At 63.6% G+C, this 20,786-nt stretch carries 22 protein-coding genes; 4 read left to right on the top strand and 18 right to left on the bottom strand.

The features are described from left to right. Positions 1–125 precede the first annotated feature (125 nt). Entirely contained in the window at positions 126–902 is a 777-nt protein-coding gene (locus J1G37_RS14400) for a helix-turn-helix transcriptional regulator (RefSeq protein WP_207042671.1), read from the top strand. After that, on the top strand, positions 902–2,350 hold the full coding sequence (locus J1G37_RS14395; RefSeq protein WP_207042670.1) for an efflux transporter outer membrane subunit: 1,449 nt from the start codon (positions 902–904) through the stop codon (positions 2,348–2,350). Before J1G37_RS14400 ends, J1G37_RS14395 begins: the two co-directional genes overlap by 1 nt. Before the next feature lie 276 nt (positions 2,351–2,626). On the opposite strand, the gene J1G37_RS14390 is transcribed toward J1G37_RS14395, so the two are convergent. The 6 genes from J1G37_RS14390 to J1G37_RS14365 all read right to left on the bottom strand — a co-directional run bounded on the left by J1G37_RS14390 (position 2,627) and on the right by J1G37_RS14365 (position 8,054). Continuing rightward, positions 2,627–3,559 carry a pyridoxamine 5'-phosphate oxidase family protein gene (locus J1G37_RS14390; protein WP_207042669.1) on the bottom strand — a complete coding sequence of 311 codons (933 nt, stop codon included), beginning with the start codon at positions 3,557–3,559 and terminating at the stop codon, positions 2,627–2,629. A gap of 79 nt (positions 3,560–3,638) precedes the next feature. Further along, positions 3,639–4,508 carry a LysR family transcriptional regulator gene (locus J1G37_RS14385; protein WP_207042668.1) on the bottom strand — a complete coding sequence of 290 codons (870 nt, stop codon included), beginning with the start codon at positions 4,506–4,508 and terminating at the stop codon, positions 3,639–3,641. Further along, entirely contained in the window at positions 4,508–5,416 is a 909-nt protein-coding gene (locus tag J1G37_RS14380) for a LysR family transcriptional regulator (protein ID WP_207042666.1), read from the bottom strand. Before J1G37_RS14380 ends, J1G37_RS14385 begins: the two co-directional genes overlap by 1 nt. A gap of 132 nt (positions 5,417–5,548) precedes the next feature. Then, a complete protein-coding gene (locus J1G37_RS14375) occupies positions 5,549–6,181 on the bottom strand; it encodes a glutathione S-transferase (RefSeq protein WP_207042664.1) in 633 nt (210 codons plus the stop codon). 401 nt (positions 6,182–6,582) lie between these two features. Continuing rightward, positions 6,583–7,374, bottom strand: coding sequence for an iron export ABC transporter permease subunit FetB (gene fetB, locus J1G37_RS14370; protein ID WP_207042662.1), 792 nt, complete (start codon positions 7,372–7,374; stop codon positions 6,583–6,585). Then, positions 7,371–8,054 carry an ATP-binding cassette domain-containing protein gene (locus tag J1G37_RS14365; RefSeq protein ID WP_207042660.1) on the bottom strand — a complete coding sequence of 228 codons (684 nt, stop codon included), beginning with the start codon at positions 8,052–8,054 and terminating at the stop codon, positions 7,371–7,373. The genes fetB and J1G37_RS14365 overlap by 4 nt, the downstream gene beginning before the upstream one ends. A 173-nt stretch (positions 8,055–8,227) precedes the next feature. Here J1G37_RS14365 and J1G37_RS14360 point away from each other — a divergent pair, with 173 nt between their 5' ends. Continuing rightward, positions 8,228–9,403: a DUF1835 domain-containing protein gene (locus tag J1G37_RS14360; RefSeq protein ID WP_207042652.1), complete on the top strand. Its 1,176-nt coding sequence runs from the start codon at positions 8,228–8,230 to the stop codon at positions 9,401–9,403. A 143-nt stretch (positions 9,404–9,546) separates the two neighbouring features. Here J1G37_RS14360 and J1G37_RS14355 read toward each other — a convergent pair whose 3' ends face one another. The 12 genes from J1G37_RS14355 to nac all read right to left on the bottom strand — a co-directional run bounded on the left by J1G37_RS14355 (position 9,547) and on the right by nac (position 19,192). Then, positions 9,547–10,380 carry an ABC transporter substrate-binding protein gene (locus J1G37_RS14355; protein WP_207042650.1) on the bottom strand — a complete coding sequence of 278 codons (834 nt, stop codon included), beginning with the start codon at positions 10,378–10,380 and terminating at the stop codon, positions 9,547–9,549. 58 nt (positions 10,381–10,438) lie between these two features. Next, on the bottom strand, positions 10,439–11,167 hold the full coding sequence (locus tag J1G37_RS14350) for an amino acid ABC transporter ATP-binding protein (RefSeq protein WP_177414126.1): 729 nt from the start codon (positions 11,165–11,167) through the stop codon (positions 10,439–10,441). 23 nt (positions 11,168–11,190) lie between these two features. Further along, positions 11,191–11,934 (bottom strand): amino acid ABC transporter permease, encoded by a 744-nt coding sequence (locus J1G37_RS14345; RefSeq protein ID WP_207042648.1) that lies wholly within the window; start codon positions 11,932–11,934, stop codon positions 11,191–11,193. Between the two features lie 6 nt (positions 11,935–11,940). Beyond that, positions 11,941–12,642, bottom strand: coding sequence for an amino acid ABC transporter permease (locus tag J1G37_RS14340; RefSeq protein WP_017737198.1), 702 nt, complete (start codon positions 12,640–12,642; stop codon positions 11,941–11,943). Positions 12,643–12,752: 110 nt separating this feature from the next. Continuing rightward, positions 12,753–13,505, bottom strand: a complete 753-nt coding sequence (locus tag J1G37_RS14335; protein WP_207042646.1) for an SDR family oxidoreductase — start codon at positions 13,503–13,505, stop codon at positions 12,753–12,755. A 93-nt stretch (positions 13,506–13,598) separates the two neighbouring features. Further along, positions 13,599–14,372 carry a 5-oxoprolinase subunit PxpA gene (locus tag J1G37_RS14330; RefSeq protein ID WP_207042644.1) on the bottom strand — a complete coding sequence of 258 codons (774 nt, stop codon included), beginning with the start codon at positions 14,370–14,372 and terminating at the stop codon, positions 13,599–13,601. Further along, positions 14,369–14,764, bottom strand: a complete 396-nt coding sequence (locus J1G37_RS14325) for a hypothetical protein (protein ID WP_207042642.1) — start codon at positions 14,762–14,764, stop codon at positions 14,369–14,371. Before J1G37_RS14325 ends, J1G37_RS14330 begins: the two co-directional genes overlap by 4 nt. Beyond that, positions 14,761–15,735: a biotin-dependent carboxyltransferase family protein gene (locus J1G37_RS14320; protein WP_207042640.1), complete on the bottom strand. Its 975-nt coding sequence runs from the start codon at positions 15,733–15,735 to the stop codon at positions 14,761–14,763. Before J1G37_RS14320 ends, J1G37_RS14325 begins: the two co-directional genes overlap by 4 nt. After that, on the bottom strand, positions 15,732–16,388 hold the full coding sequence (gene pxpB / locus J1G37_RS14315; protein ID WP_207042638.1) for a 5-oxoprolinase subunit PxpB: 657 nt from the start codon (positions 16,386–16,388) through the stop codon (positions 15,732–15,734). The genes J1G37_RS14320 and pxpB overlap by 4 nt, the downstream gene beginning before the upstream one ends. After that, positions 16,385–17,737 (bottom strand): acetyl-CoA carboxylase biotin carboxylase subunit, encoded by a 1,353-nt coding sequence (gene accC, locus J1G37_RS14310; protein ID WP_207042626.1) that lies wholly within the window; start codon positions 17,735–17,737, stop codon positions 16,385–16,387. The genes pxpB and accC overlap by 4 nt, the downstream gene beginning before the upstream one ends. A gap of 27 nt (positions 17,738–17,764) precedes the next feature. Next, positions 17,765–18,172, bottom strand: a complete 408-nt coding sequence (locus J1G37_RS14305) for an acetyl-CoA carboxylase biotin carboxyl carrier protein subunit (protein WP_207042623.1) — start codon at positions 18,170–18,172, stop codon at positions 17,765–17,767. 114 nt (positions 18,173–18,286) lie between these two features. Continuing rightward, positions 18,287–19,192 (bottom strand): nitrogen assimilation transcriptional regulator NAC, encoded by a 906-nt coding sequence (gene nac, locus J1G37_RS14300; protein WP_207042621.1) that lies wholly within the window; start codon positions 19,190–19,192, stop codon positions 18,287–18,289. A gap of 378 nt (positions 19,193–19,570) precedes the next feature. On the opposite strand from nac, the gene J1G37_RS14295 reads away from it, so the two are divergent. Next, complete coding sequence (locus J1G37_RS14295; RefSeq protein ID WP_207042620.1) at positions 19,571–20,779, top strand: aspartate transaminase; 1,209 nt, start codon at positions 19,571–19,573, stop codon at positions 20,777–20,779. The last annotated feature ends 7 nt before the right edge of the window (positions 20,780–20,786 follow it).

Below are 20,786 nucleotides of genomic sequence, written 5' to 3'. Positions count from 1 at the left end.
ATGACGTTATTTTAATGGCAGCTTACGTCACGTATTTCTGATACATACGTAGGATAAATCACCTGACTGAATAGGATTTCACGGGCTGATTGCTGACGATTTTGGACATCAAGGATGAGATGGCTATGAGCTTGACGCAGAGTATTGGCACCACGGACAACCCGCATTTCTACGCCGAGATGGGTGAGTTGATTGCCAACAGTGGCCATGAGGATTTCGCCGCCAACCTGTTGCAACTGGTCGACAAATGGGTGCCGATCCACCTGGTGGACCTCAGTGAATGGACCCTCGATGACACCCGCGACAGCGTGCTCGACATCACCTTGCTCGGCAGCGCGGGGCTCAAGCAGGCGTTGTCGGCCCCGCAGACCCTGCACCCGCTCAACACCCATCCGCTGCTGCGCGACATGTTGCGCATGCAAGACCCGCTGCTGATCCAGATGAAAGCCAAGGCCGGCAGTTCACACCAGTGCAACCTGGTGTCGCGCCAGGCCAACCGACGGTGTGTGATTTCGCTGTACCGCCCGCCCACCCAGCGCGGTTTTTCCTTGGCCGAATTATCGTTTCTCAAGTGCCTTTCGGAGACCCTGTTACCGCTGATGGAACGGCATGCACACAGCCTGCGCCAAGCGCCACACAGCCAGATCGAAGCGCCGCATAACCTGCTGGAGCAGTCGCAGTTGCAGCGCGAGTTCTACAAGCGCCTGGCACTGAGCGATATCACCTTGTCGGCGCGGGAGCAGGAAGTGTGCCTGGGCCTGTTGACCGGCGGCACCGTGCCGCAAATGGCGGAAAAACTCAGCGTAAAAAACAGCTCGGTGGAGACCTACCTCAAGCGCGCCGCCGCCAAGCTGGGCGTCAGCGGCCGCCACGGGTTGGCGAAATGGATGGTGGGCGCCTGATGCGCACACTGACGCTCGCCCTCGCCTGCCTGCTCGGCGGCTGCTCACTGATCCCGCACTACCAGCGCCCCGCCGCGCCGGTCCCGGAGCAATTCCCCCAAGGCGGGGTGTACACCTCGACGGTCACCACGGACTGGCAACCGCTGTTCCATGAACCGGCGCTGCAACAGCTGATTGTCGATGCATTGCACAACAACCGCGACCTGCGGGTGGCGGCGCTGAACGTCGAAGCGTTCCAGGCACAGTACCGCATCCAGCGTGCCGACCTGTTCCCGGCCGTGTCCGCCAGCGCCGCGGGCAAGCGGCAAAAGCTACCCGGGGACGTGACCGGCACCGGCCAGTCTGCGATCACATCGAGCTATTCCGCCACCTTGGGCCTTAGCGCCTACGAGCTGGATTTATTCGGCCGCGTGCGCAGCCTCAGCGAACAGGCGATGCTCACGTACCTGGGCACCGAACAGGCGCGGCGCAGTGCGCAATTGAGCCTGGTGGCCAACGTCGCCAACGCCTACCTGACCTGGCGCGCCGACCAGGAACTGCTGGCATTGGCCCAGCAAACCCTGGCCGCCGACGATCACAGCCTGCGCCTGACCCAGCGCAGCAAAAGCGCGGGCAAAGCCTCGGCGCTGGAGGTGGTACAGGCGCGCACCAGTGTCGAAAGCACCCGCGCCAGTGTGGCCCGCTATCAACGCCAGGTGGCCCAGGACCTCAACAACCTGACCCTGCTGGTGGGCACGGCGGTGGATGCAGACCTGCCCGCCCGCCCGCTGACCGCCGACCTGGTGGCGTCGGTGCCGGCCGGGCTGCCCTCGGACCTGTTGCAACGGCGCCCAGACATCCTCCAGGCCGAATACCAACTGCAAGCCGCCAACGCGAATATCGGCGCCGCCCGGGCCGCGTTTTTCCCGTCGGTGACCCTCACCGCCAACACCGGCAGTGCCAGCACCGAACTGTCGGGGCTGTTCAAGGGCGGCTCTGGCACCTGGACCTTCCAGCCGCAGATCAACCTGCCGATCTTCAACGCCGGCAGCCTGCGCGCCAGCCTCGACTACGCCAAGCTGCAAAAAGACATCAGCGTGGCCCAGTACGAAAAAGCTATCCAGACCGCCTTCCAGGAAGTCGCCGACGGCCTCGCCGCCCGCCAGACCTACACCGACCAACTCGCTGCACAACGGGATTTTGTCGCGGCCAACCAGGTGTATTACGACTTGGCGCAACACCGCTACCGCAGTGGGGTGGACAGTAACCTCACGTTCCTGGATGCGCAGCGTTCGCTGTTCAGTTCGCAGCAGGCGTTGATTGTCGACCAGCTTGCGCAACTGGTGGCGCAAGTGCGTTTGTACACGGCGTTGGGCGGTGCGTGGGGCGTCGATCAACAACTGGGGCAAGGCCTGGCGCCGGTCGAAAATGTGGGAGCGGGCTTGCTCGCGAAGGCGGTGGGTCAGTGAATACATCTTTGACTGACCCACCGTCTTCGCGAGCAAGCCCGCTCCCACATTTGGATAGGTGCCGACCCGAAGCACTATGCGCACCGCCCATTCCCTGTGGGAGCGGGCTTGCCCGCGAAGGCGGAGTGTCAGGCAGTACATCTGCTGGCTGACCCACCGTCATCGCAGGCAAGCCAGCTCCCACATTTGGCTATGTGCCAGGCCCAAGCACTATGCACACCGCCCATTCCCTGTGGGAGCGGGCTTGCCCGCTAAGGCGCCCTCACAGGCAACCCCCTACCAACGCCCCGTCGCCAGACTGAACGGCGAAAACTGCGCAAACTGCCAACGCAGCGCCAACGCCGCCGGGCGCCAGACCACCTGCTCCACCGTCACCGTCCACAGCCGCTGCGCGCCCTCGAACTCTGCGACCTGCGGCCCGCTAAGGATCAGTTCCGTACGCCCGGCAAGCTGCAACACATCCCCCGACGCAAAATCGATAAACAACAAACCCGCCACCGGATTGAGCTGCAAATTGCCCAGGGTGTTGAAAAACAGGTTGCCGGCAAAGTCTGGAATGGTCAGCACGTTGCCCTCGACCCGCACAAAACCCTGGTTGCCACCGCGATGGGAGACATCCACCGAGCGTTCGCCGTCGGTGTCCATATAGCTGGCGACAAAGAACGTATCGGCGTTGCGGATCAGCGTTTGCACCGTTTCATCCAAGCTCTCGGAGCGCTCGACCTGCGTACCGGGTCTGCGCGCAATCCCGTCCACCGGCCGCAGTTGGATGTACTTGGGGCAGTTGCCAAACGTGTGCTCCACCTGCACCGAGAACCCCTCATGATCAAGGTCAGCGACCCGGCCGTTCATGCGATTGCGCCGCCGGGTGTTGAGGTCGATCCCCAGCACGCCCACCGCAGCGCCATCACGCAAGCCTGCGCGGGCGGGGTCGCTCAGGGAGGGCTGGCTGTCAACCTGCAACGTCTGCGGGTCAGGCGAGTGGGCAAACCCCGGCGCACCTTCCACCAGCGTGGCCCAGGGAATACCCTGCTCGTCCACCACGCCGAGCAGCAGGTAGGGCAACAGTGGATAGAAATCGCGGTGCTGCTCGGGCAAGTGATCGCGGATCACTTTCGGCCCGACCACCGCCATGCGTTCGGCCACGCCCACTGCGGCTTGCAGTTGCCGCTCGCCGGCATGCCAGGGAGATTGTTCGTTCAGGTTCATGGCGATCACCTCAGGTTGTAGGCCCCCATGCTGCGCCCTGCGCCGCAGCGAGAGAATCACCACGCCCGGCAATCCACTATTACGCCAGCTGAAATGCCGGATGGGCGCGCAGTGCCGTCACACAGTGCTCGACAAAGCTGCGCACGCGCATCGGGGCGTTGCGGCCTGCGCGGTACACCACATGAATCGGCAGCGGGGGCTGTTCGTAAGCCTGCAAGACCCGGCGCAGTTGCCCGCTGAGCAGATGCTCATGCACCGGGTAACTCAGGCAACGCACCAGCCCTGCGCCGTGCACCGCCGCGTTGATCGCGCCTTGCACGGTGGTGCAGCCCAAACGGGCCTTGAATTCATGGCCCTGAAAAGCCCAATCCACCTGGGAGATCAGGCGATGGTGCTTGAGGTCCTGTGGGTGCTGGGGTTCGCCGTGGGCCGCGAGGTAGCCGGGGCTCGCGCATAGCATCTGCCGCACCTGCCCCACGGGCCGTGCAATCAGTGACGAGCTAGGCAGTTCGCCGACGAGGATCGCCACGTCCAGGCCTTCTTCGTGCAGGTTCGGGTAGTAGTCGTGGTAGTGCGCGTCAAGACGCACCTGGGGATAGCGGTCCAGGTAGTGGGCCAACACCGGCGCCATCACATAACTGCTGAACAGCAACGGCAAGAACACCCGCAGATTGCCCTGGGCCTGCACATGCAAACCCTTGGCGGAAGCTTCGGCGACGTCCACCGCCGCCAGCAGGCGCAGGCAGTCGGCCAGGTAGGCTCGGCCCACTTCGGTGAGGCTAACGCCCCGCGTGCTGCGCGCCAGCAATGGCACCCGCAGGCGCGCTTCCAGGCGGGCGACCGCGCGTATCAGGGTCGGGCCTGAAACCTGCGCCGCGCGCGCCGCCGCAGCCAGGCTCGGCTGCCCGGCCAGTGCGGCAAACCGTTGCATATCGCGAAAGTGCTCCATCAGCCGCGCCGGTTCAGGCCGGCATCCTGGCCCAGGCGAGCGCTGAGAAAATCGACAAAACTGTGGACCTTCGCCGGTACGCGCGCGCTCTTCTGGAACACCACCTGGATCGGCAGCGGCGGCGGTTCAAAGCTTGCGAGGACAATCTCCAACTCCCTCACCGCCACCGCTGCCGCCACCTGATACGACAGCACCCGCGTCACGCCCCAGCCCTGGCGCGCGAGGTTGATCGCGGCGTTATTGGCCGTGACCACCAGGCGCGGCTCGATGGGCACGGTCAGCGCTTGGTCGTGTTCAACAAAGGTCCATTCATTCACACGTTGGCTGGCGGAGGTGGTGGCGATCTTCGCTTCACGCAATTGCGACGGGTGTTCAGGGCGCCCGTGCTGGTCGAGATAACCAGGCGATGCACACACCACCCGCCGCACTTCACCAACCTTGATCGCCTGCTGCCCCGGCTCGTGCAGGTGGCCGATGCGCACGGCCACATCGACACCTTCGTCATGCAGGTTGACCACACGATCCACCAGCAACGCATTGATCGTCACCAACGGAAAACGATCGAGAAACGCCCCCAGCGCCGGCGCCACATACAGCTCGCCAAACAGCACCGGCGCGGTCACCGTCAAGTGCCCGCAGGGGATCGAATAGCTGCCCGCCGCCGCTTCTTCGGCTTCATCCAGTTCCGCGAGGATGCGCCGGCAGTCTTCCAGATAACCCTGGCCGGCCTCGGTCAAGTGCAGGCTGCGGGTGGTGCGCGCCAACAGCTGGGTGCCGATGCGTTGCTCCATGGCGGCGATGGCCCGCGTCACACTGGGTGGCGAGGTGTTCAAGCGGCGCGCGGCGGCGGCAAAACCGGCCTCCTCGGCCACCGCGAGGAACACCTGCATTTCATGGAATCGGTCCATCGTCACTCCTTCTGTTGTTTACACACCTGTGGCGAGGGAGCTTGCTCCCGCTGGAGTGCGCAGCGCTCCCAAGATTTCTGGGGCCGCTGCGCAGCCCAGCGGGAGCAAGCTCCCTCGCCACAGGTGTTCATATCAAGCTTGTTGCAGGCCGGCCGCCGTGCGCGGCATGCCGATGAAGCCCGGCAACGCTTCGATGCTGGCCAGCCAGGCACGCACTTGAGGGTAGTCGGCCAGCGACACATTGCCTTCCGGCGCATGGGCGATGTAGGTGTAGAAAGCGATATCGGCAATGCTCGGCTGCTCACTGGCGAGGAAACGGCTGTGGCTCAGTTGCTGCTCCACCAATTGCAACAAGCCATGGGCGCGGCTGATGGCGTTGACGGTATCGACCTCGGCACCAAACACCACCGCCAGCCGCGCAGACGCCGGCCCCACATGCAACTGACCCGCCGCCGCCGACAGCCAGCGCTGCACACGGGCCTGCCCGACAGGGTCGCTGGGCAGCCATTGGCCCTTGCCGTATTTACTGGCCAGGTAGACCAGGATCGCATTGGAATCGGCCAGCACGGTGCCATTGTCATCGATCGCCGGGACCTGGCCAAAGCTGTTGATCGTGGCGAGAAAATCCGCCGACTTGTGCGCGCCTTGCGCGAGGTCCACCAGGATAAATTCCGTGGGCAAACCCAGCAGGGACAACATCAGCTCCACGCGATGGGAATGGCCGGACAGCGGGAAACCATAGAGTTTGATCGCAGCGTGGGACATGACAGGCTCCAAAATGAGGTTATCGACGCCGGCCATGGTCCACCGCTGCCGTGATCGTTGGAATCACCAGGATTTACAATCCAGCATTTCATCAGGTGAAACAATCAGGCCGGCTGTCAGGCCGCCTCGCTTTGCTTTTGATTTTGATCTTAGGCGCCCCGTTAAACACGCTGGCCGGAATTCGACATGGATTTGGGGCTCTTTTCCAAAAGTGACCCGCCGTAAGGGCGGAACCATAAGCCGCCGTAACCCAAATAATGGATATGTACACAGAAAGACCGCTATCGCAGGCAAGCCAGCTCCCACAATAGAGCGGTGTACATCCGATAAGACTTGGCCGCCTGCCACATAGCCTTCGCGAGCAAGCCCGCTCCCACACAAAGCCATCACCCACAGGGATGTCAGCGCTCTTCAAGGCGCTCGCGCAAAAACCGATGCCCCACCGAAAACAACCGCCGATACGTCAACAATACCGCCCCCACCGTGCCCAATGCCGACGCCGCGGCAATCAAGAACATGATCACGATCTGATACCGCACCGCATCCACCGGGCTTTCCCCCGCCAGTACCTGGCCGGTCATCATGCCGGGCAGGCTGACGATGCCGACCACGGTCATCTGGTTCAGCGTCGGGATCATCCCCGCGCGCACCGCCTGGCGAATAGCGTCCTGTGCCGCCTCCCAGCGTGAGCCGCCGAGGGCGAGGATCATTTCGATGGTGTTGCGCCCCGACGTCAGCTCCTGAGTCATGCGTTCTATGCCCAGCGACACGCCGGTCAGGGTGTTGCCGAGGATCATCCCGAGGATCGGAATCGCATACTGCGGCTCGTACCAGGGGTGGATGCGAATCACCGCAAACAGCCCCACCGCCGTCACCAACCATGAGCTGCCCCACACCGACAAGATGCTGTCGACCCGCTGCCCCTTGTACGTGCGCCGCCCGCGTCCGGCGGCGGAGATGCCGGCAATCAGGGTCATGGCGCACATCAACGGCAGCACCACGTACCAGTAGGCAAACTCGAACACCCAACCCAGCAGGTAACCGATGGCCAACAGTTGCACCACGGTGCGCACCGCCGCCCACAGCAATTGGCGGCCGAGGCCCAGGCGCAGGAGCAGCGACAGCGCACCGTTGACCAAGATCAGCGAGGCGGCGATGCCCAGGTCGAGGGCGGTGAGGTTCTGGTAATTCATGGTTGGGAGACTCCATCCAACACGCCGGCACTCATGTGCAAGTGGATGTCGCTCATGCGCTGGGCCTGGTCGAGGTCGTGGGACACCCAGATGCACGCACGGGATTGATCGCCGGCGAACCAGGCGTCGATCAGCGCTTCCACTTCGCGGGATGACGTGGGGTCGAGGGCGGCAGTGGGTTCGTCCAGCAGCAAGACTTCGGGGTTCAGTTGCAGGGTGCGGATCAACGAGACCACTTGGGATTCACCGCCAGACAAATCCGCAGCTTTTTTTGCCAGGAAGTCCGGCGCCTTGCCTGCGTGGCCCAGCAATGTGGTGACGGCTGCAAGGTCGAAACTGCGGTTGCGCGAGGTCTTGAGGCTGAACGGAAAACGCAGGTTGTCTTCCACCGTGCCTTCGAGCAACGCCGGGCGCTGGGACAGGTAGCTGATATGGCAACGGTAATGGGGAATCTCGGCGTTGCCGATCGGCTGGCCGTTCCACAGGACTTGCCCAGAGGTGGGTGCGTCGAGCAGGGCCAGGGCGCGCAAAAAGACACTTTTGCCAGAGCCGGAGGAACCGGTGATGGACACGCGGTCCCCGGCGTTCAAGATGAAATCGGTGGGCTGGAGCAAGGGCACTTGGCGGCGCTCGTCCATGCGCGTGAGGGCGCGGGTTTCAATCAGCGGGGTGTCAGTCATGAACTCGATACTCGGTGAGCGGCTTGCAATCAACTATTTCACTGCCTATATTCCCCGCCTGGCGCCTTCTACGCCACCTTCCGCGGAAAGGGCTGCGCCCAAGACACAGCAACACCCTCTTTTTTCTACGACTCCCAACCTTAAAGCGGACAAGGTTCACACTAGGAGCTCGTATGTCCCACCACTTCAACACCGACGGCCGCCTCAACCTTGAACAGCAGCGCAAGCGCGCCAAGGAACTGTTGCCGCGTCTCAAAGCCCAAGACCCCAGCGCTACGCTATCCAAGGCGCAATGGGCGATCGCCAAGCAACTGGGCTTCAGCAGCTGGCCCAAGCTCAAGGCCCATGTGGACGCCATCGACTTCGCCGCGCGCCACCCCGACTTTGCTGCCTGCGATGAAGCCCGCACCACCCATTGGCGCTGCGGCAATGACATCGCCCACAGCCTGCAACTGGTCGGGTTCAAGGGCCGCTTCCAGATGCTCAGCGACCCGTTGTGCATGGGCCCGGTGCGTGACCTGCCCAGCGCAGACTATCAGGCCCTGCGCGCCACCTTTATCAGCCAGGCGTTTGCCATGGATGAGGGCGATGCCGCCCGTAGGCTGGCCGACGAATACGCCCAACTAGAAAGCCTGGCCAACGCCGAACACAGCGTGCTGTGGTGCGAAGCGGACGCCTATGACCAGTTGTTCCTGATCCGTACCTTGGCCGGTTTGGAACGGGCGCCGAAGCGACTGGAGCTGATCGAGGTAGACCACATCCCCGGCGTGCAACGTTTTATCGGCATCGGCCAACTGGCGCCGGATGTGCTCGCGTGGTTATGGCCGCAGCGCCGCGTGATCGATGACGACGCGGTGCAACTGGCGCGGCAGGCGTGGTCGGCGTATTGCGCCAGCTCGCCGGTCAAATGGGCGGAACTGGCCCACGGCACACAGCCTGCCCTGCCCTTTTTGGCGCCCGCGTTGTTGCGGCAGTTGCAGGAATTGCCCGGCGCCCGCGATGGCTTGTCGCTGACCGAGCGCCTGACCCTGGGCTATCTCGCCGAAGCCGGGCCAAAACCGGCGGGCCGGGTGTTTGCCGAGCTGATGGCCAAACGTGAGCCGCTGCCGTTTCTGGGGGACATGATGTTTTATGCGCTGTTGCGGCCGTTGATCGATGGTGCGGCGCCGTTGCTGGCGGAGACGGAGGCGGGGTTGGTGCTGACTGGATTGGGTCGGACGGTGCTGGATGGGCAGGCGTATTGGTTGAAGCATGCGAGCCATGAGCGGTGGGTGGGCGGTGTGTGCTTGCGGCCTGGAGAGGCGCATTGGGCGCTGGATGAGCATCTTCAGCCCGTAATCAGACACTGATCCGGCGCGATCCAATGTGGGAGCTGGCTTGCCTGCGATAGCGGTGGGTCAGTTTGCACATCAGTGACTGATACACCGCTATCGCAGGCAAGCCAGCTCCCACATTTTGATCTTTGTACATCAGATAGAGAATGAAGATCTCTTTACGGCAGTGGGTCGAACTTCAGGGCACTCAAGCTCTGCACCTTGTCCTCACGCACCATCTTGTATTCGGTATTCGGGCCGATCCAGCGATCCCAGATCGCATCGATCTCCCCGGCCTTTTCCATCGCCATCAACGACTCATTGACCTTGGCCAGAAACGCCGGCTCATCGCGACGCATGCCCGCACCAATCGGCTCCAACGCCATCGGTTCCTTGGCAATCGCCAGTTCCACGCCACCGGCCTTGGCCTGGTTGACCAGTTTCAGCGCAGTCATGGTGTTGGTCACCAAGCCCACCACTTTATTCTGTTGCAGGGCCATATAGGCCGAGCCGGTGTCCTGGAAGGTCACCGGGGTGGCGCCGGCGATGCGGATCGATTGCTCCGAGGTGGAGCCCTTGGTCGAGCTGATGCGCTTGTCCTTGAAGAAGCTTTTCGGCTGGTCGGCGTTGGCCGCGCGCACCACCAGGGTTTCCTTGGCGATGTAGTACGGGTCGCTGAACTGGATCTGTTCGGCGCGGGTCTTGGTGTACGCCAGGTTGGCGAAGATCACATCGACGCGGCCCATCTTCACTTCGGGAATGCGCGCTTCAACCGACAGCGGCTTGAGTTCCAGGGCCACGCCCATGGTCTTGGCCAGGGCTTTGCACAGGTCCACGTCCATGCCCACCAGTTCGCGGGTTTTCGGATCCGGCGCGGAGAATGGCGGCACATCGGCGTACACGCCGCAGCTCAGGGATTGCTTGGCGAGGATGTCGCTCAATTGGTCGGCCTGTGCCACAGCCACGGCCAACGGCGCCAATGCCAATGCAATAAACAGATGCTTCATACCCATGGGAAATCTCCAGAAAGTTGGACCAGCAAAATGGCAGAAGGAATCAAGCCGCCGCAGCTCAGTGGGCCCGCAGGTCGGCGATGAAGCGTTGCGCTCGCGGGTGCGAAGGCTGGGTGAAGAAGGCGTCGGGGCTGCTCTTTTCCAGAATCTGCCCCGCGTCCATAAACCAGATGGTGTCGGCCACTTCGCGGGCGAAATTCATCTCGTGGGTCACGCACATCATGGTCATGCCGTCCTTGGCCAAGCCTTTCATCACGCTCAGCACTTCACCGACCATTTCCGGGTCGAGGGCGCTGGTGGGCTCGTCGAACAGCATCACCGGCGGTTCCATCGCCAATGCACGGGCAATCGCCACCCGTTGTTGCTGGCCGCCAGACAACTGCGCGGGGTAGGCGCCGGCCTTGTGGGCCAGGCCCACGCGGTCGAGCAGTTCCATGGCCTTTTGCTTGGCCGCCGCACCCTTGAGGTTGCGCAGTTTGTTCGGCGCCAGGGTGATGTTTTCCAGCACCGACAGGTGCGGGAACAGGTTGAAGCTCTGGAACACAAACCCCACGCGGCTGCGCAGGCGATTGATCTGGGCGTCGGTGCCGTGTACGTCCTGGCCGTCGAACAGGATCTGGCCGTTCTGGATATCTTCCAGGCGGTTGACCGTGCGGATCAGCGTGGACTTGCCCGAGCCCGACGGCCCGCACAGCACCACCACTTCACCGGGGTTCACTTCGGCGGTGATGTCGGTGAGCGCCTGGTACTCGCCGTACCATTTATTGATTTTCGAAAACATGATCATTGGATGCATGAGCGCAGCCCTCTTCAATTATCGGTGGCCAGCAACGGCTTGCCGGGCACGGTCTGCCCACCGTTACCGAGGCGCTTGCGCGCAATGCGTTGTTCTACCCAGCCAGCCAGGCGGGTCAGGCCGAAACACAGCAGGTAGTAGATGATCGCCAGGATGACAAACACCTGGAACGGCTTGGTCAGCAACTGGTTGTTGACCTGGTTGGCGGCGAAGGTCACTTCCTGCACGTTGATCACGTAGCCCAGGGAGGTTTCCTTGATGATCGAGATGAACTGGCTGATCAGGCTGGGCAGCGCGTTGTACAACGCCTGGGGCAGGATCACCCAGACCGTGGTGCGCACGTAGCCCAGGCCCAAGGCGCGGGACGCTTCGTATTGCCCGCTCGGCAACGCCTGGATGCCGCCACGAATGATTTCGCACAGGTAGGCGCTCTGGTAGATCACCAGGGTGCAGAGCATGGTCATGAAGCCGGTGATGTTATGGCCGATCAGCAACGGCACCAGGAAGTAGGTCCAGAAGATCACCATCAGCAGCGGAATACCGCGCAGCACGTAGACCCACACCGTGGCCACCCAATACAAACCCTTCCACGGCGACACCCGCGCCAGCGCCAGCAACAGGCCGAACGGGAACGCCAGCAACAGCGCCAACGCAGCCAGGATCAAGGTGCTGGCCAGGCCGCCCAAGGGACCATGGGGATACTGGCCGATGAGGAACAGGGTCCAGTTGTTCTGCAGGATTTCAACGATATCGAACATCGCCATCTACCTCGCCAGGGCTTTGCTGAAGTGCCGGGCGAGCAATGCCCCGGCGCCCATCAGCAGCAGTGAAAACACCAGGTAGAACACCGTGGCCACCAGGTACGACTCGAAGGTGCGGAACGTGTAGTTCTCCACTTCGCGGCTGGCGTAGGTCAGTTCCATCACGCCGATCGCCATGGCCAGGCTGGTGTTCTTGAACAGCAGCACGGTGTGGTTGATCAGCGATGGCAGGCAGTTGCGCACACCCTGGGGCAGGATCACGTAGCGCATCGAACGCACGTAACCCAAGCCAAGAGCGCGAGACGCTTCGGTCTGCCCGGCGGGAATCGCGCGCAGGCCGCTGCGCATGTCTTCACAAAAATACGCGGCCTGGCACAAGCCCAGGGCGATCACCGAAAACAGGTATTCGGTGTTGTGGCTGGCCAGCCACAGTTGCGCGTTTTCGCTGAGCAGGGTCGGCACGCCGAAGTACCACAGCATCAGTTGCACCAGGGTCGGCACGTTGCGGTGGTAGGACACGTACCCCGCCACCAGGCGGTCGGCCAACTTGTTGCCGGTCAGGCGCACCGTGACCAGCGTCAGCGCCAGAATCATCGCCAGCAGCCAGGCGAACAACGCCAGCTGCAAGGTCATTTCGATGCCCTTGACGATCAGCTCGGCGTACTCGCCTTGCAGAATCGCGGCCAAATCGAAGTCTTGCTTCATGGTCAATCCCTATCGGCATTGGGCTAGGGCAGGAATCAAAATCACCCGGCGGGGCCGTGGCGGGATGCAGCGCTGACGGATCGATCCGTTCTGTTTTAGGGGGCTGTGGTTCAGCCCTGGTAATCCTGCGGACGCGCGGTGGACAGCCCGCCCGGCACCTGCAAGGTCGGGGTGATTTCCATATGCCCCACGTTCACCGCAATCGGCGCGGCAATCGCAAAGGCGATGGCGTTGGCGATGTCCTCAGCCTGGGGCAACTCAAAGCCCTCGACGAAGCGTTTGTAGGTCTCCTCGGAATCGCCGTGCACGTGGGCAAAGATGTCCGTGGCCACACGTCCCGGGCAGATCTCGGTGACCCGCACGCGCTTGCCGAACGCATCGATGCGCAGCTGGCGCGAGAGCATGCTCACCGCCGCCTTGGTCGCGTGATAGGTGGAGTTGCCGCCAAAGTTGTAGGCCGCCGCAATCGAGCTGATGTTGATGATGTGCCCGCAATCACGCTCGACCATGCCCGGCAACGCCAGGCGTGCCAGGTGCAGCACGGCGCGCAGGTTGACGTCGATCAGCAGGTCGATGCCATCGGCGTCGGCCTTGAGTAGCGAGCCCGGCTTGTCGACACCGGCGTTGTTGACCAGGATGTCGAAGGTGTTTTCCGCGAACAGCTCAGTCAGCCCGGCGATGTCGGTGACGTCGATGGCGTGGGCAATGCAGCCGGTCTTGGCGGCCAGTGCCTGCAACTTGTCGGCGCTGCGGGCCAGGGCATGCACCTGCACGCCTTCCTGGCACAGACGCTCGACAACGGCGGCGCCGATGCCCGAGGAAGCCCCGGTGACCAGCGCGGTTTTGTAGTCGGAAAATGGCATGGGGTATTCCTTGTACTGCGGGTTATGGTTCGACTCTATCCAGCCTTCAGGCGCTGGACCAAGACGCAATGGTTGTGTGGCGATAAGGCCTGCTTATGACGCGGCCAGCAGCTGGGAAATCGGCGTGATGCGCCCGCCCAGTTGCTCGATTTCGTGGCGAATAGTGCGAGCCAACTCGACTGCGCCGGGGGTGTCGCCGTGCAGCAGGATCGAATGGGCCGGCACCCGCAGCACCTTGCCGCTGAGGGCGGTGACGGTGCCCTCCTCCAGCAATTGGCGCACGCGCTGCAATACCGCTGCCGGTTCCTTGATCACCGAGCCTTCGACCTTGCGCGGCACCAGCAGGCAATCGTCGTCATAGGCGCGGTCGGCCAGAAACGTGGTGGCGACGCGCAGGCCGCATTTCTCGGCCGCCCCTTCAATGGCGCGGCTGCTGGACGAGCTGATAATCAGCGTCGGATCAAACGCCGCCACCGCCCGCACCAACGGCTCGGCCAGTGCGGCATCGGCGGCGGCCATGTTGCCGAGGGCGCCGTGGAAGCTCATGTGGGTCATGCGATGGCCATTCACCGCAGCCAATCCAGCCAGGGCACCGAGCTGGTAGATCACGTAGGTGGCGAGTTCCTTGATCTCGATATTCATCTGGCGCCGACCAAAGCCCATCAGGTCGGGGAAGCCCACGTGGGCGCCGAGATCGATGCCACCGGCTTTCGCCAGGCGCACGGTGGTGTCCATGATCAGCGGGTCGCCGGCGTGGTAGCCGCAGGCGACGTTGGCCGAGGAAATCAGGCGCATCAGCGCTTCGTCCTCGCCCATGCGCCACGGGCCGAAGCCTTCGCCGAGGTCGGCGTTCAGATCGATCTTCATGCTGGATACTCCAGGCCCAGGAACGCTTCGCCGTAGCCGACGGTGGTGCCGCAGGGCACGCGTACATCAATCACCCGTGCGGCCTCACGGCTGCGCTGGGGCAGCAGCAGGTCGCCGACTTGCAGCACCGCCACCAATTGCCCGGCGCTGAGCGGATCGCCCACGGCCACAAAGGGTTCGCTGAGTTGCGGATGGGTCAGCAGCAAGCGACCCAGGCCGGTGGTTCGCAGCACGTTGTCCGCAACCGTCGCCACAGCCACGGGCGCCGCAACGCTGACCGCAGGCGCACCGCGCTTGAGCGTCAAGTGCGCCCCCGGGCGACTCAGTTCGGCGCCGGCCAGGTGGTGTTCCTTGAGCCACAGTGCCAGTTGGCGAATCTCCTCGATTGTCATGCTTTAACTCCCTCTCGGTGCAGGTCCACCAGGCGGCTGACTTCGCGCAGGTAACGGCGATTGGTTTCCAGGGCCTCGACCGCGTCCTCATAGCTGCACTCGACAAAGCGCACCTTGCTGCCAATGGGCGCCTGGCCGAGGCGCCACAGGTCGGCCTCGATCACGCTGCCAAACTTGGGATAGCCGCCGCTGGGTTGGGCGTCGCGCATCTGGATGATTGGCTGGCCACCGTGGGGCACCTGGATCACGCCGGGCACGATGCCGTGGGAGCGGATTTCCATCGGTGCGATGGGCAGCAGCGGTTCGCCTTCCATGCGGTAGCCGTAGCGATTGCTCTGGGTGGTGATCTTCCACTCACCGGCCCAGAACGCGGCGCGGGAGCTTTCCTGGAAGCGCTCATATTCGGCGGCGGGCAACACACGCATGGCGGGCACGCCGTCGACCTGCAACGGCAGCGCCAGGCTTGGTGCCAACACGCCAAAGTCCAACGGCAGCGGGCTGATGCCGGGGCGCAAGGCAGCGAGGCGGTCGCCCTGCTGCAATGCCCGACCGTCCAAACCACCGAACTCGCCGCGCAGTTGGGTACTGCGTGAGCCGAGCACCGACGGCACGTCCACACCACCGGCGAGGCACAGGTAAGCGCGGCTGCCGGAGGTCGGATAACCCAGGTTCAATACTTGGCCTTCACGGCCCTGGTACACCCAGTTCGGCGGCAATGGCTGGCCGTCCAACGTCGCATCGCAAGCAGCGCCGGTCACGGCAAAGGCGCAGTCGTGCAGCAGCCGCACTTCGAACGGAAACAACGGGATTTCAATCGCCGCAGCGTCTTCAGGATTGCCCAGCAACAGGTTGCCCAGCGCCAGGGCCAGATGGTCCATGGCGCCCGAGGTGCCCACGCCTTGACCGAGGCTGCCGAAGCGGCCGAAGTCCTGCACGGTGGCCAGGGCGGTGGCCGATAGAATCTCGATCATCGAATGATCCTCTCGATGCGCAAGCGCAGGAAATCACCCGGCCGCAAGATCGCTGGCGGGGTTTGGGCGGGGTCGAAAAATGACATCTCGGTGCGGCCGATGGTGTTCCAGCCGCTGGGGCCGGGCGATGCGGACACGCCGGTCTGCACGCCGCCGATGGACACTGAACCGGCGCCGATATTCAGCACCGGCACTTGCCGGCGTGGCGTGGCCAGGCGCTGATCCATGCCACCGAGGTAGCAGTAACCCGGGTGGCTGCCCAAGGCGTACACCGGATACAGCGGTTCGCAATGCAGGTTGGCGATGGTCTCGATGTCCAGCCCGGTGTGGGCGATTACATCCGCCATATGGGGGCCGAATTCGCCGCCATAGACCACCGGCAACTCGACGATGCGCCCTTCCAGGGGCAGCGGCTCACTGTTTTCCCAGGCGTGCAGCAGGCGCTCGCACAGCCCGTTCAACTCACGCGGCGGTTTGAGAAACGTCAGCATCAGGTTGTTCATGCCGGGCACGGCTTCGTGGATTTCCGGCCACTCGCCGGCTTGCAGGGCCAGGTTCCAGATGCGCTGTTGCGGGGCCAGGTCCAACTCGCCCGGCGCTTCAAACAACAGGGCGCTGGATCCCAACAGGCTGATGTTCGGTGCGGTGCTCATGTCGGGCTCCTTTGCTGCAACCAGCGCTCCAGGTGATGAATATCGACACCGCCCGCTTGAAAGGCCGGGTCATCGAGAATCTCGCGGTGCAACGGGATATTGGTGCTGATGCCGTCCACGATCATTTCGCTGAGCGCCAGGCGCATACGCGCCATCGCTTCTTCGCGGGTGGCACCATGGGTGATGACCTTGGCCACCATCGAGTCGTAATACGGCGGCACGCGGTAGCCGGTAGTGACGTGGGAGTCCACGCGCACGCCAAAGCCGCCGGGCACTTCCCAGCGCTGGATCACGCCGGGGGTAGGCATGAAGGTGCTCGGATCTTCGGCGTTGATGCGGCATTCCAGGGAGTGACCGTTGAGCTGCACATCCTCCTGGCGCAGGCCCAGCACTTCGCCACGGGCCATGCGCAGTTGCTGCTGCACGATGTCGATACCGGTGGTCATCTCGGTGACCGGGTGCTCGACTTGCAGGCGGGTGTTCATCTCGATAAAGAAGAACTCGCCGTCTTCATAGAGGAATTCAAAAGTACCGACGCCGCGATAACCGATCTGGCGGCACGCCTCGGCGCAGCGTTCGCCGACCTTGGCGATCAGCGCGGGATCGATCCCCGGGGCCGGGGCTTCTTCCAGCACCTTCTGGTGACGGCGTTGCAGCGAGCAGTCGCGGCAGCCGAGCCAGATCGCGTGGCCGTGGGCGTCGCACAGCACCTGGATTTCCACGTGGCGCGGGTGGCCGAGGAATTTCTCGATATACAGTTCCGGGTTGCCGAAGGCCAGCCGTGCTTCTTCACGGGTGAGGGCAATGGCGGCGAGCAATTCGGCTTGCTCCTGCACCACACGCATGCCGCGCCCGCCACCACCACCGGCGGCCTTGACGATCACCGGGTAGCCGATCTCGGCGGCAATCGCGAGGATGCTCGCGTCGTCGCTGGGCATCGTCGAGTCCGGCCCCGGTACGCAGGGCACGCCGGCCTCACGCATGGCGCGCTTGGCGGCGACCTTGTCGCCCATGGTGCGGATGCACGCGGCGCTGGGACCGATAAAGGTCAAACCCGCCGCCTCGATGCGCTCAGCGAAGCCGGCGTTTTCGGAAAGAAAGCCGTAGCCGGGATGGATCGCCTGGGCGCCGGTGACCTTGGCCGCAAACAGCAGCGCCGTCTGGTTGAGGTAGCTCAGGCCAGGCGCGGCCGGGCCGATGCACAGGGCTTCGTCGGCATTTTGTACGTACTGCGCATGACGGTCCGCTTCGGAGTACACCGCCACAGTCTTTATGCCCAGGCCATGACAGGCACGCTGAATGCGCAGGGCAATTTCGCCACGGTTGGCGATCAGCACTTTGTCGAACATTGAATTCACCTGCATAACAAATAAGGGTCAATCGAGGCGGAACAGCGCCTGGCCGGCGGCAACTTCAGCCCCGGCCTGGGCCAGGATCTCAGCCAGCTTGCCGGCCACCTTGGCCTTGACTGGGTGGAACATCTTCATCGCCTCGATCACCGCCACGGTCTGGCCGGCTTCGATGGCTTGCCCCACGCTCACAAACGCTGGCTCACCGACGGCGGGCGTCAGGTGCAGCACGCCGTAGAGGCTGGCCTTGATCTCAATCGCCGCCGTTGGTTTTTCCGCAACCGGCGCTGCAACCACCGTGGGCGCGACGCTGATCGCCGCCTGCCCTGCCTGCTTGAACAGCCGCAACGTGCTGTCGCCTTCGGTGAGGCTCAGTTCCAGCAGATCGGATTCGGCCAGCAAATCCATCAACCCCTTGATACGTGCTGAATCCATAGTTGGCCCCTGCCTGTCGAACGTGTCTTGAGTGGATGGGGCCAATCTACCGAGCCCCTCGACAAGCGGCCAAGACGCTTTGGCTTTGGGGTGATAAGCCGCCCTTATGACCACTCAAACAGCGCTGCCACGCATCTGCGCCACCAGCTCCAGCAGGATCGCCTTGACCGCCTGGGCCGGCACCGACAGCGGCAAATGCCCGGACAGGCACAACGCCAACGGCGCCTCGACCTCGGGTTCGACGATGCGGCACATGTGCACTGCTGGGTTGGCCGCCAGCACCCGCGCCGACGACTCCGGCAGGATGGTCGAGCCGAAGTGATCGGCCACGGCGGCGGTGAGCGTGGTGGACGACTCGATCTCGGCCACCACCCGCGCACCGAGGCCGATGCGCAGGAAGGCTTCGTCCACCATGCGGCGCATCACGTTGTAGGGACGGGGCAGCAGCATGTCCATGTCGGCCAGCTCGGCCAGGGGGATGTCGTCGCGGCCGGCCACCGCCGGATCGGCGCTGACCAGGTACAGCGGCTCGCGCAGCAGCGAGACGAAACTCAAGCCGTGCACCTCGCGCCCGCCGTAGAGCACGGCCATGTCCATGCGACCGTTCATGATCAGCTCGCTCAGGGTGGTGCCGAAGTTTTCGTTGAGGTACAGCAGAATGCCGGGGTGGCGTTCGCGCACGGTGCGCAATAGCGGCAGCGACAAGGTCGAAGCTGCCGTGCCGGGAGCGAGCCCTACCGAGACCTGCCCGGACAGCGCCTGGCCGGTGGCGTTGATATCGCTCTGGGCCTGTTCGCACTGGCGCAGGATGATCTGCGCATGGCCGTAAAGCACCTTGCCGGCTTCGGTCGGCGTGACGCCGCGCTTGGTGCGGATCAGCAGTTGTTGCTGCAACTCGGCTTCCAGGGTGGCCAGTTGTTGGCTGAGGGCGGGTTGGGCGACATGCAGCACGTCGGCGGCTTGGGTCATGCTGCCGATGTCTACCAGTTTCACGAAGTACTTCAATCGGCGCAGGTTCAAGTGGGGGGGCTCTTGTGTGGATTGACTGGGGCTTTACCTGTGGGAGCGGGCTTGCTCGCGAATGCGGAGTGTCAGTCGACATATGTATGACTGATCCACCGCCTTCGCGAGCAAGCCCGCTCCCACATTTGGATCTCCATACATCAGGCAGGTTTGCAAAAGGCAGGCCATGCCCTTGAGCAGCCATAAGGCTTTGCTATGGCTGCCCCTATCCCCCCTGAAAAGCACCCCCACAGCACACGCCCGCCTGCACGCCCCCTTTCAGTGCACCCCCAGCCATAAGCACTGCCTATCAACCCAGAACGATCTCATCTTATGAGCCCCTCCCCGCTGCCTCGTACTGTGGCCCCTGTCAACGCCATCAACGAGGAACGCCCCGTGACTGCCTCCCGCATCGCCGCCCGTGTGCAACGCATCAAACCATCGCCCAGCAGCGCCGCGTCCGACCGCGCCAACGAGTTGCGTCGCCAAGGCCAGTCCATCATCAACCTGGTGGTGGGTGAGCCGGATTTCGACACGCCCGCCAACATCCGCCAGGCCGCCAGCGCGGCGATTGAGCGCGGTGAAACCCGCTATACCCAGAACGCCGGCACCCCGGAACTGCGCCAGGCCATCGTCGCCAAGCTGGCCCGCGAAAACGGCTTGAGCTACAGCGCCAGTCAGGTACTGGTCACCAGCGGCGCCAAGAGTGCAATCTTCAATGCCTTCGCCGCCACCCTCGGCGCGGGCGATGAAGTGCTGATCCCGGCGCCTTACTGGGTGTCCTACCCGGACATGGTGCTGGCCTGCGAAGGCGAGCCCGTGACCCTGGCCTGCCCGGAACACGAAGGCTTCAAGCTGACCCCGGCGCAACTGCGCAACGCGATCACCCCGCGCACCCGCTGGCTGCTGCTCAATTCGCCGAGCAACCCCACCGGCGCCAGCTACAGCGCCGCCGAATTGCGCGCCCTGGCCGATGTACTACTGGACTTCCCCCACGTGCTGCTGATGACCGATGACATCTACGAGCACATCCGCTACGAAGGCCTGGACAACCCGCATATCCTCGCCATCGAGCCGGCCTTGAGCGAGCGCAGCCTGGTGGTCAACGGCGTGTCCAAGACCTACGCCATGACCGGCTGGCGCATCGGTTACGCCGCCGGCCCCGCCGACCTGATCGGGGCCATGGCGACGTTGCAATCGCAGTCCACCAGCAACGCCTGCTCGGTCAGCCAGGCGGCCGCCGTGGAAGCGTTGAATGGCGACCAAGGCTTCGTCAAGCACAGCGTCGAGGTTTACCAGCAACGCCGCGACCATTGCCTGGACCTGCTCAACGCCATCCCCGGCCTGAGCTGCCGCAAGCCCGACGGTGCGTTCTATCTGTATGTGAACTGCGGCGGCCTGCTGGGTAAAACCACCGCCGAGGGCCAGGTGCTCAACAGCGATAGCGAGGTGGTGATGTACCTGCTGGAAAGCCAGGGCGTGGCGGTGGTAGCCGGCACGGCCTATGGTTTGGCGCCGTTCTTCCGCATGTCGATTGCCACCGACATCGACACCCTCGACAGAGGCTGCGCGCGCATTGCCGCTGCCGTCGCCGCGTTGCGCTGAGGGCTCA

Origin of the sequence: Pseudomonas sp. Marseille-Q1929, assembly GCF_017316265.1 — a bacterium.
Classification (GTDB): domain Bacteria; phylum Pseudomonadota; class Gammaproteobacteria; order Pseudomonadales; family Pseudomonadaceae; genus Aquipseudomonas.
The sequence above is the reverse complement of the archived record's forward strand: the minus strand, read 5'-3'. Positions and strand labels throughout refer to the sequence as shown.

Coding starts and splice junctions, on each gene's coding strand:
- J1G37_RS14400 (WP_207042671.1), top strand. CDS start 126: ATGAGCTTGACGCAGAGTATTGGCACCACGGACAACCCGCATTTCTAC.
- J1G37_RS14395 (WP_207042670.1), top strand. CDS start 902: ATGCGCACACTGACGCTCGCCCTCGCCTGCCTGCTCGGCGGCTGCTCA.
- J1G37_RS14390 (WP_207042669.1), bottom strand. CDS start 3,559: ATGAACCTGAACGAACAATCTCCCTGGCATGCCGGCGAGCGGCAACTG.
- J1G37_RS14385 (WP_207042668.1), bottom strand. CDS start 4,508: ATGGAGCACTTTCGCGATATGCAACGGTTTGCCGCACTGGCCGGGCAG.
- J1G37_RS14380 (WP_207042666.1), bottom strand. CDS start 5,416: ATGGACCGATTCCATGAAATGCAGGTGTTCCTCGCGGTGGCCGAGGAG.
- J1G37_RS14375 (WP_207042664.1), bottom strand. CDS start 6,181: ATGTCCCACGCTGCGATCAAACTCTATGGTTTCCCGCTGTCCGGCCAT.
- fetB (WP_207042662.1), bottom strand. CDS start 7,374: ATGAATTACCAGAACCTCACCGCCCTCGACCTGGGCATCGCCGCCTCG.
- J1G37_RS14365 (WP_207042660.1), bottom strand. CDS start 8,054: ATGACTGACACCCCGCTGATTGAAACCCGCGCCCTCACGCGCATGGAC.
- J1G37_RS14360 (WP_207042652.1), top strand. CDS start 8,228: ATGTCCCACCACTTCAACACCGACGGCCGCCTCAACCTTGAACAGCAG.
- J1G37_RS14355 (WP_207042650.1), bottom strand. CDS start 10,380: ATGGGTATGAAGCATCTGTTTATTGCATTGGCATTGGCGCCGTTGGCC.
- J1G37_RS14350 (WP_177414126.1), bottom strand. CDS start 11,167: ATGATCATGTTTTCGAAAATCAATAAATGGTACGGCGAGTACCAGGCG.
- J1G37_RS14345 (WP_207042648.1), bottom strand. CDS start 11,934: ATGTTCGATATCGTTGAAATCCTGCAGAACAACTGGACCCTGTTCCTC.
- J1G37_RS14340 (WP_017737198.1), bottom strand. CDS start 12,642: ATGAAGCAAGACTTCGATTTGGCCGCGATTCTGCAAGGCGAGTACGCC.
- J1G37_RS14335 (WP_207042646.1), bottom strand. CDS start 13,505: ATGCCATTTTCCGACTACAAAACCGCGCTGGTCACCGGGGCTTCCTCG.
- J1G37_RS14330 (WP_207042644.1), bottom strand. CDS start 14,372: ATGAAGATCGATCTGAACGCCGACCTCGGCGAAGGCTTCGGCCCGTGG.
- J1G37_RS14325 (WP_207042642.1), bottom strand. CDS start 14,764: ATGACAATCGAGGAGATTCGCCAACTGGCACTGTGGCTCAAGGAACAC.
- J1G37_RS14320 (WP_207042640.1), bottom strand. CDS start 15,735: ATGATCGAGATTCTATCGGCCACCGCCCTGGCCACCGTGCAGGACTTC.
- pxpB (WP_207042638.1), bottom strand. CDS start 16,388: ATGAGCACCGCACCGAACATCAGCCTGTTGGGATCCAGCGCCCTGTTG.
- accC (WP_207042626.1), bottom strand. CDS start 17,737: ATGTTCGACAAAGTGCTGATCGCCAACCGTGGCGAAATTGCCCTGCGC.
- J1G37_RS14305 (WP_207042623.1), bottom strand. CDS start 18,172: ATGGATTCAGCACGTATCAAGGGGTTGATGGATTTGCTGGCCGAATCC.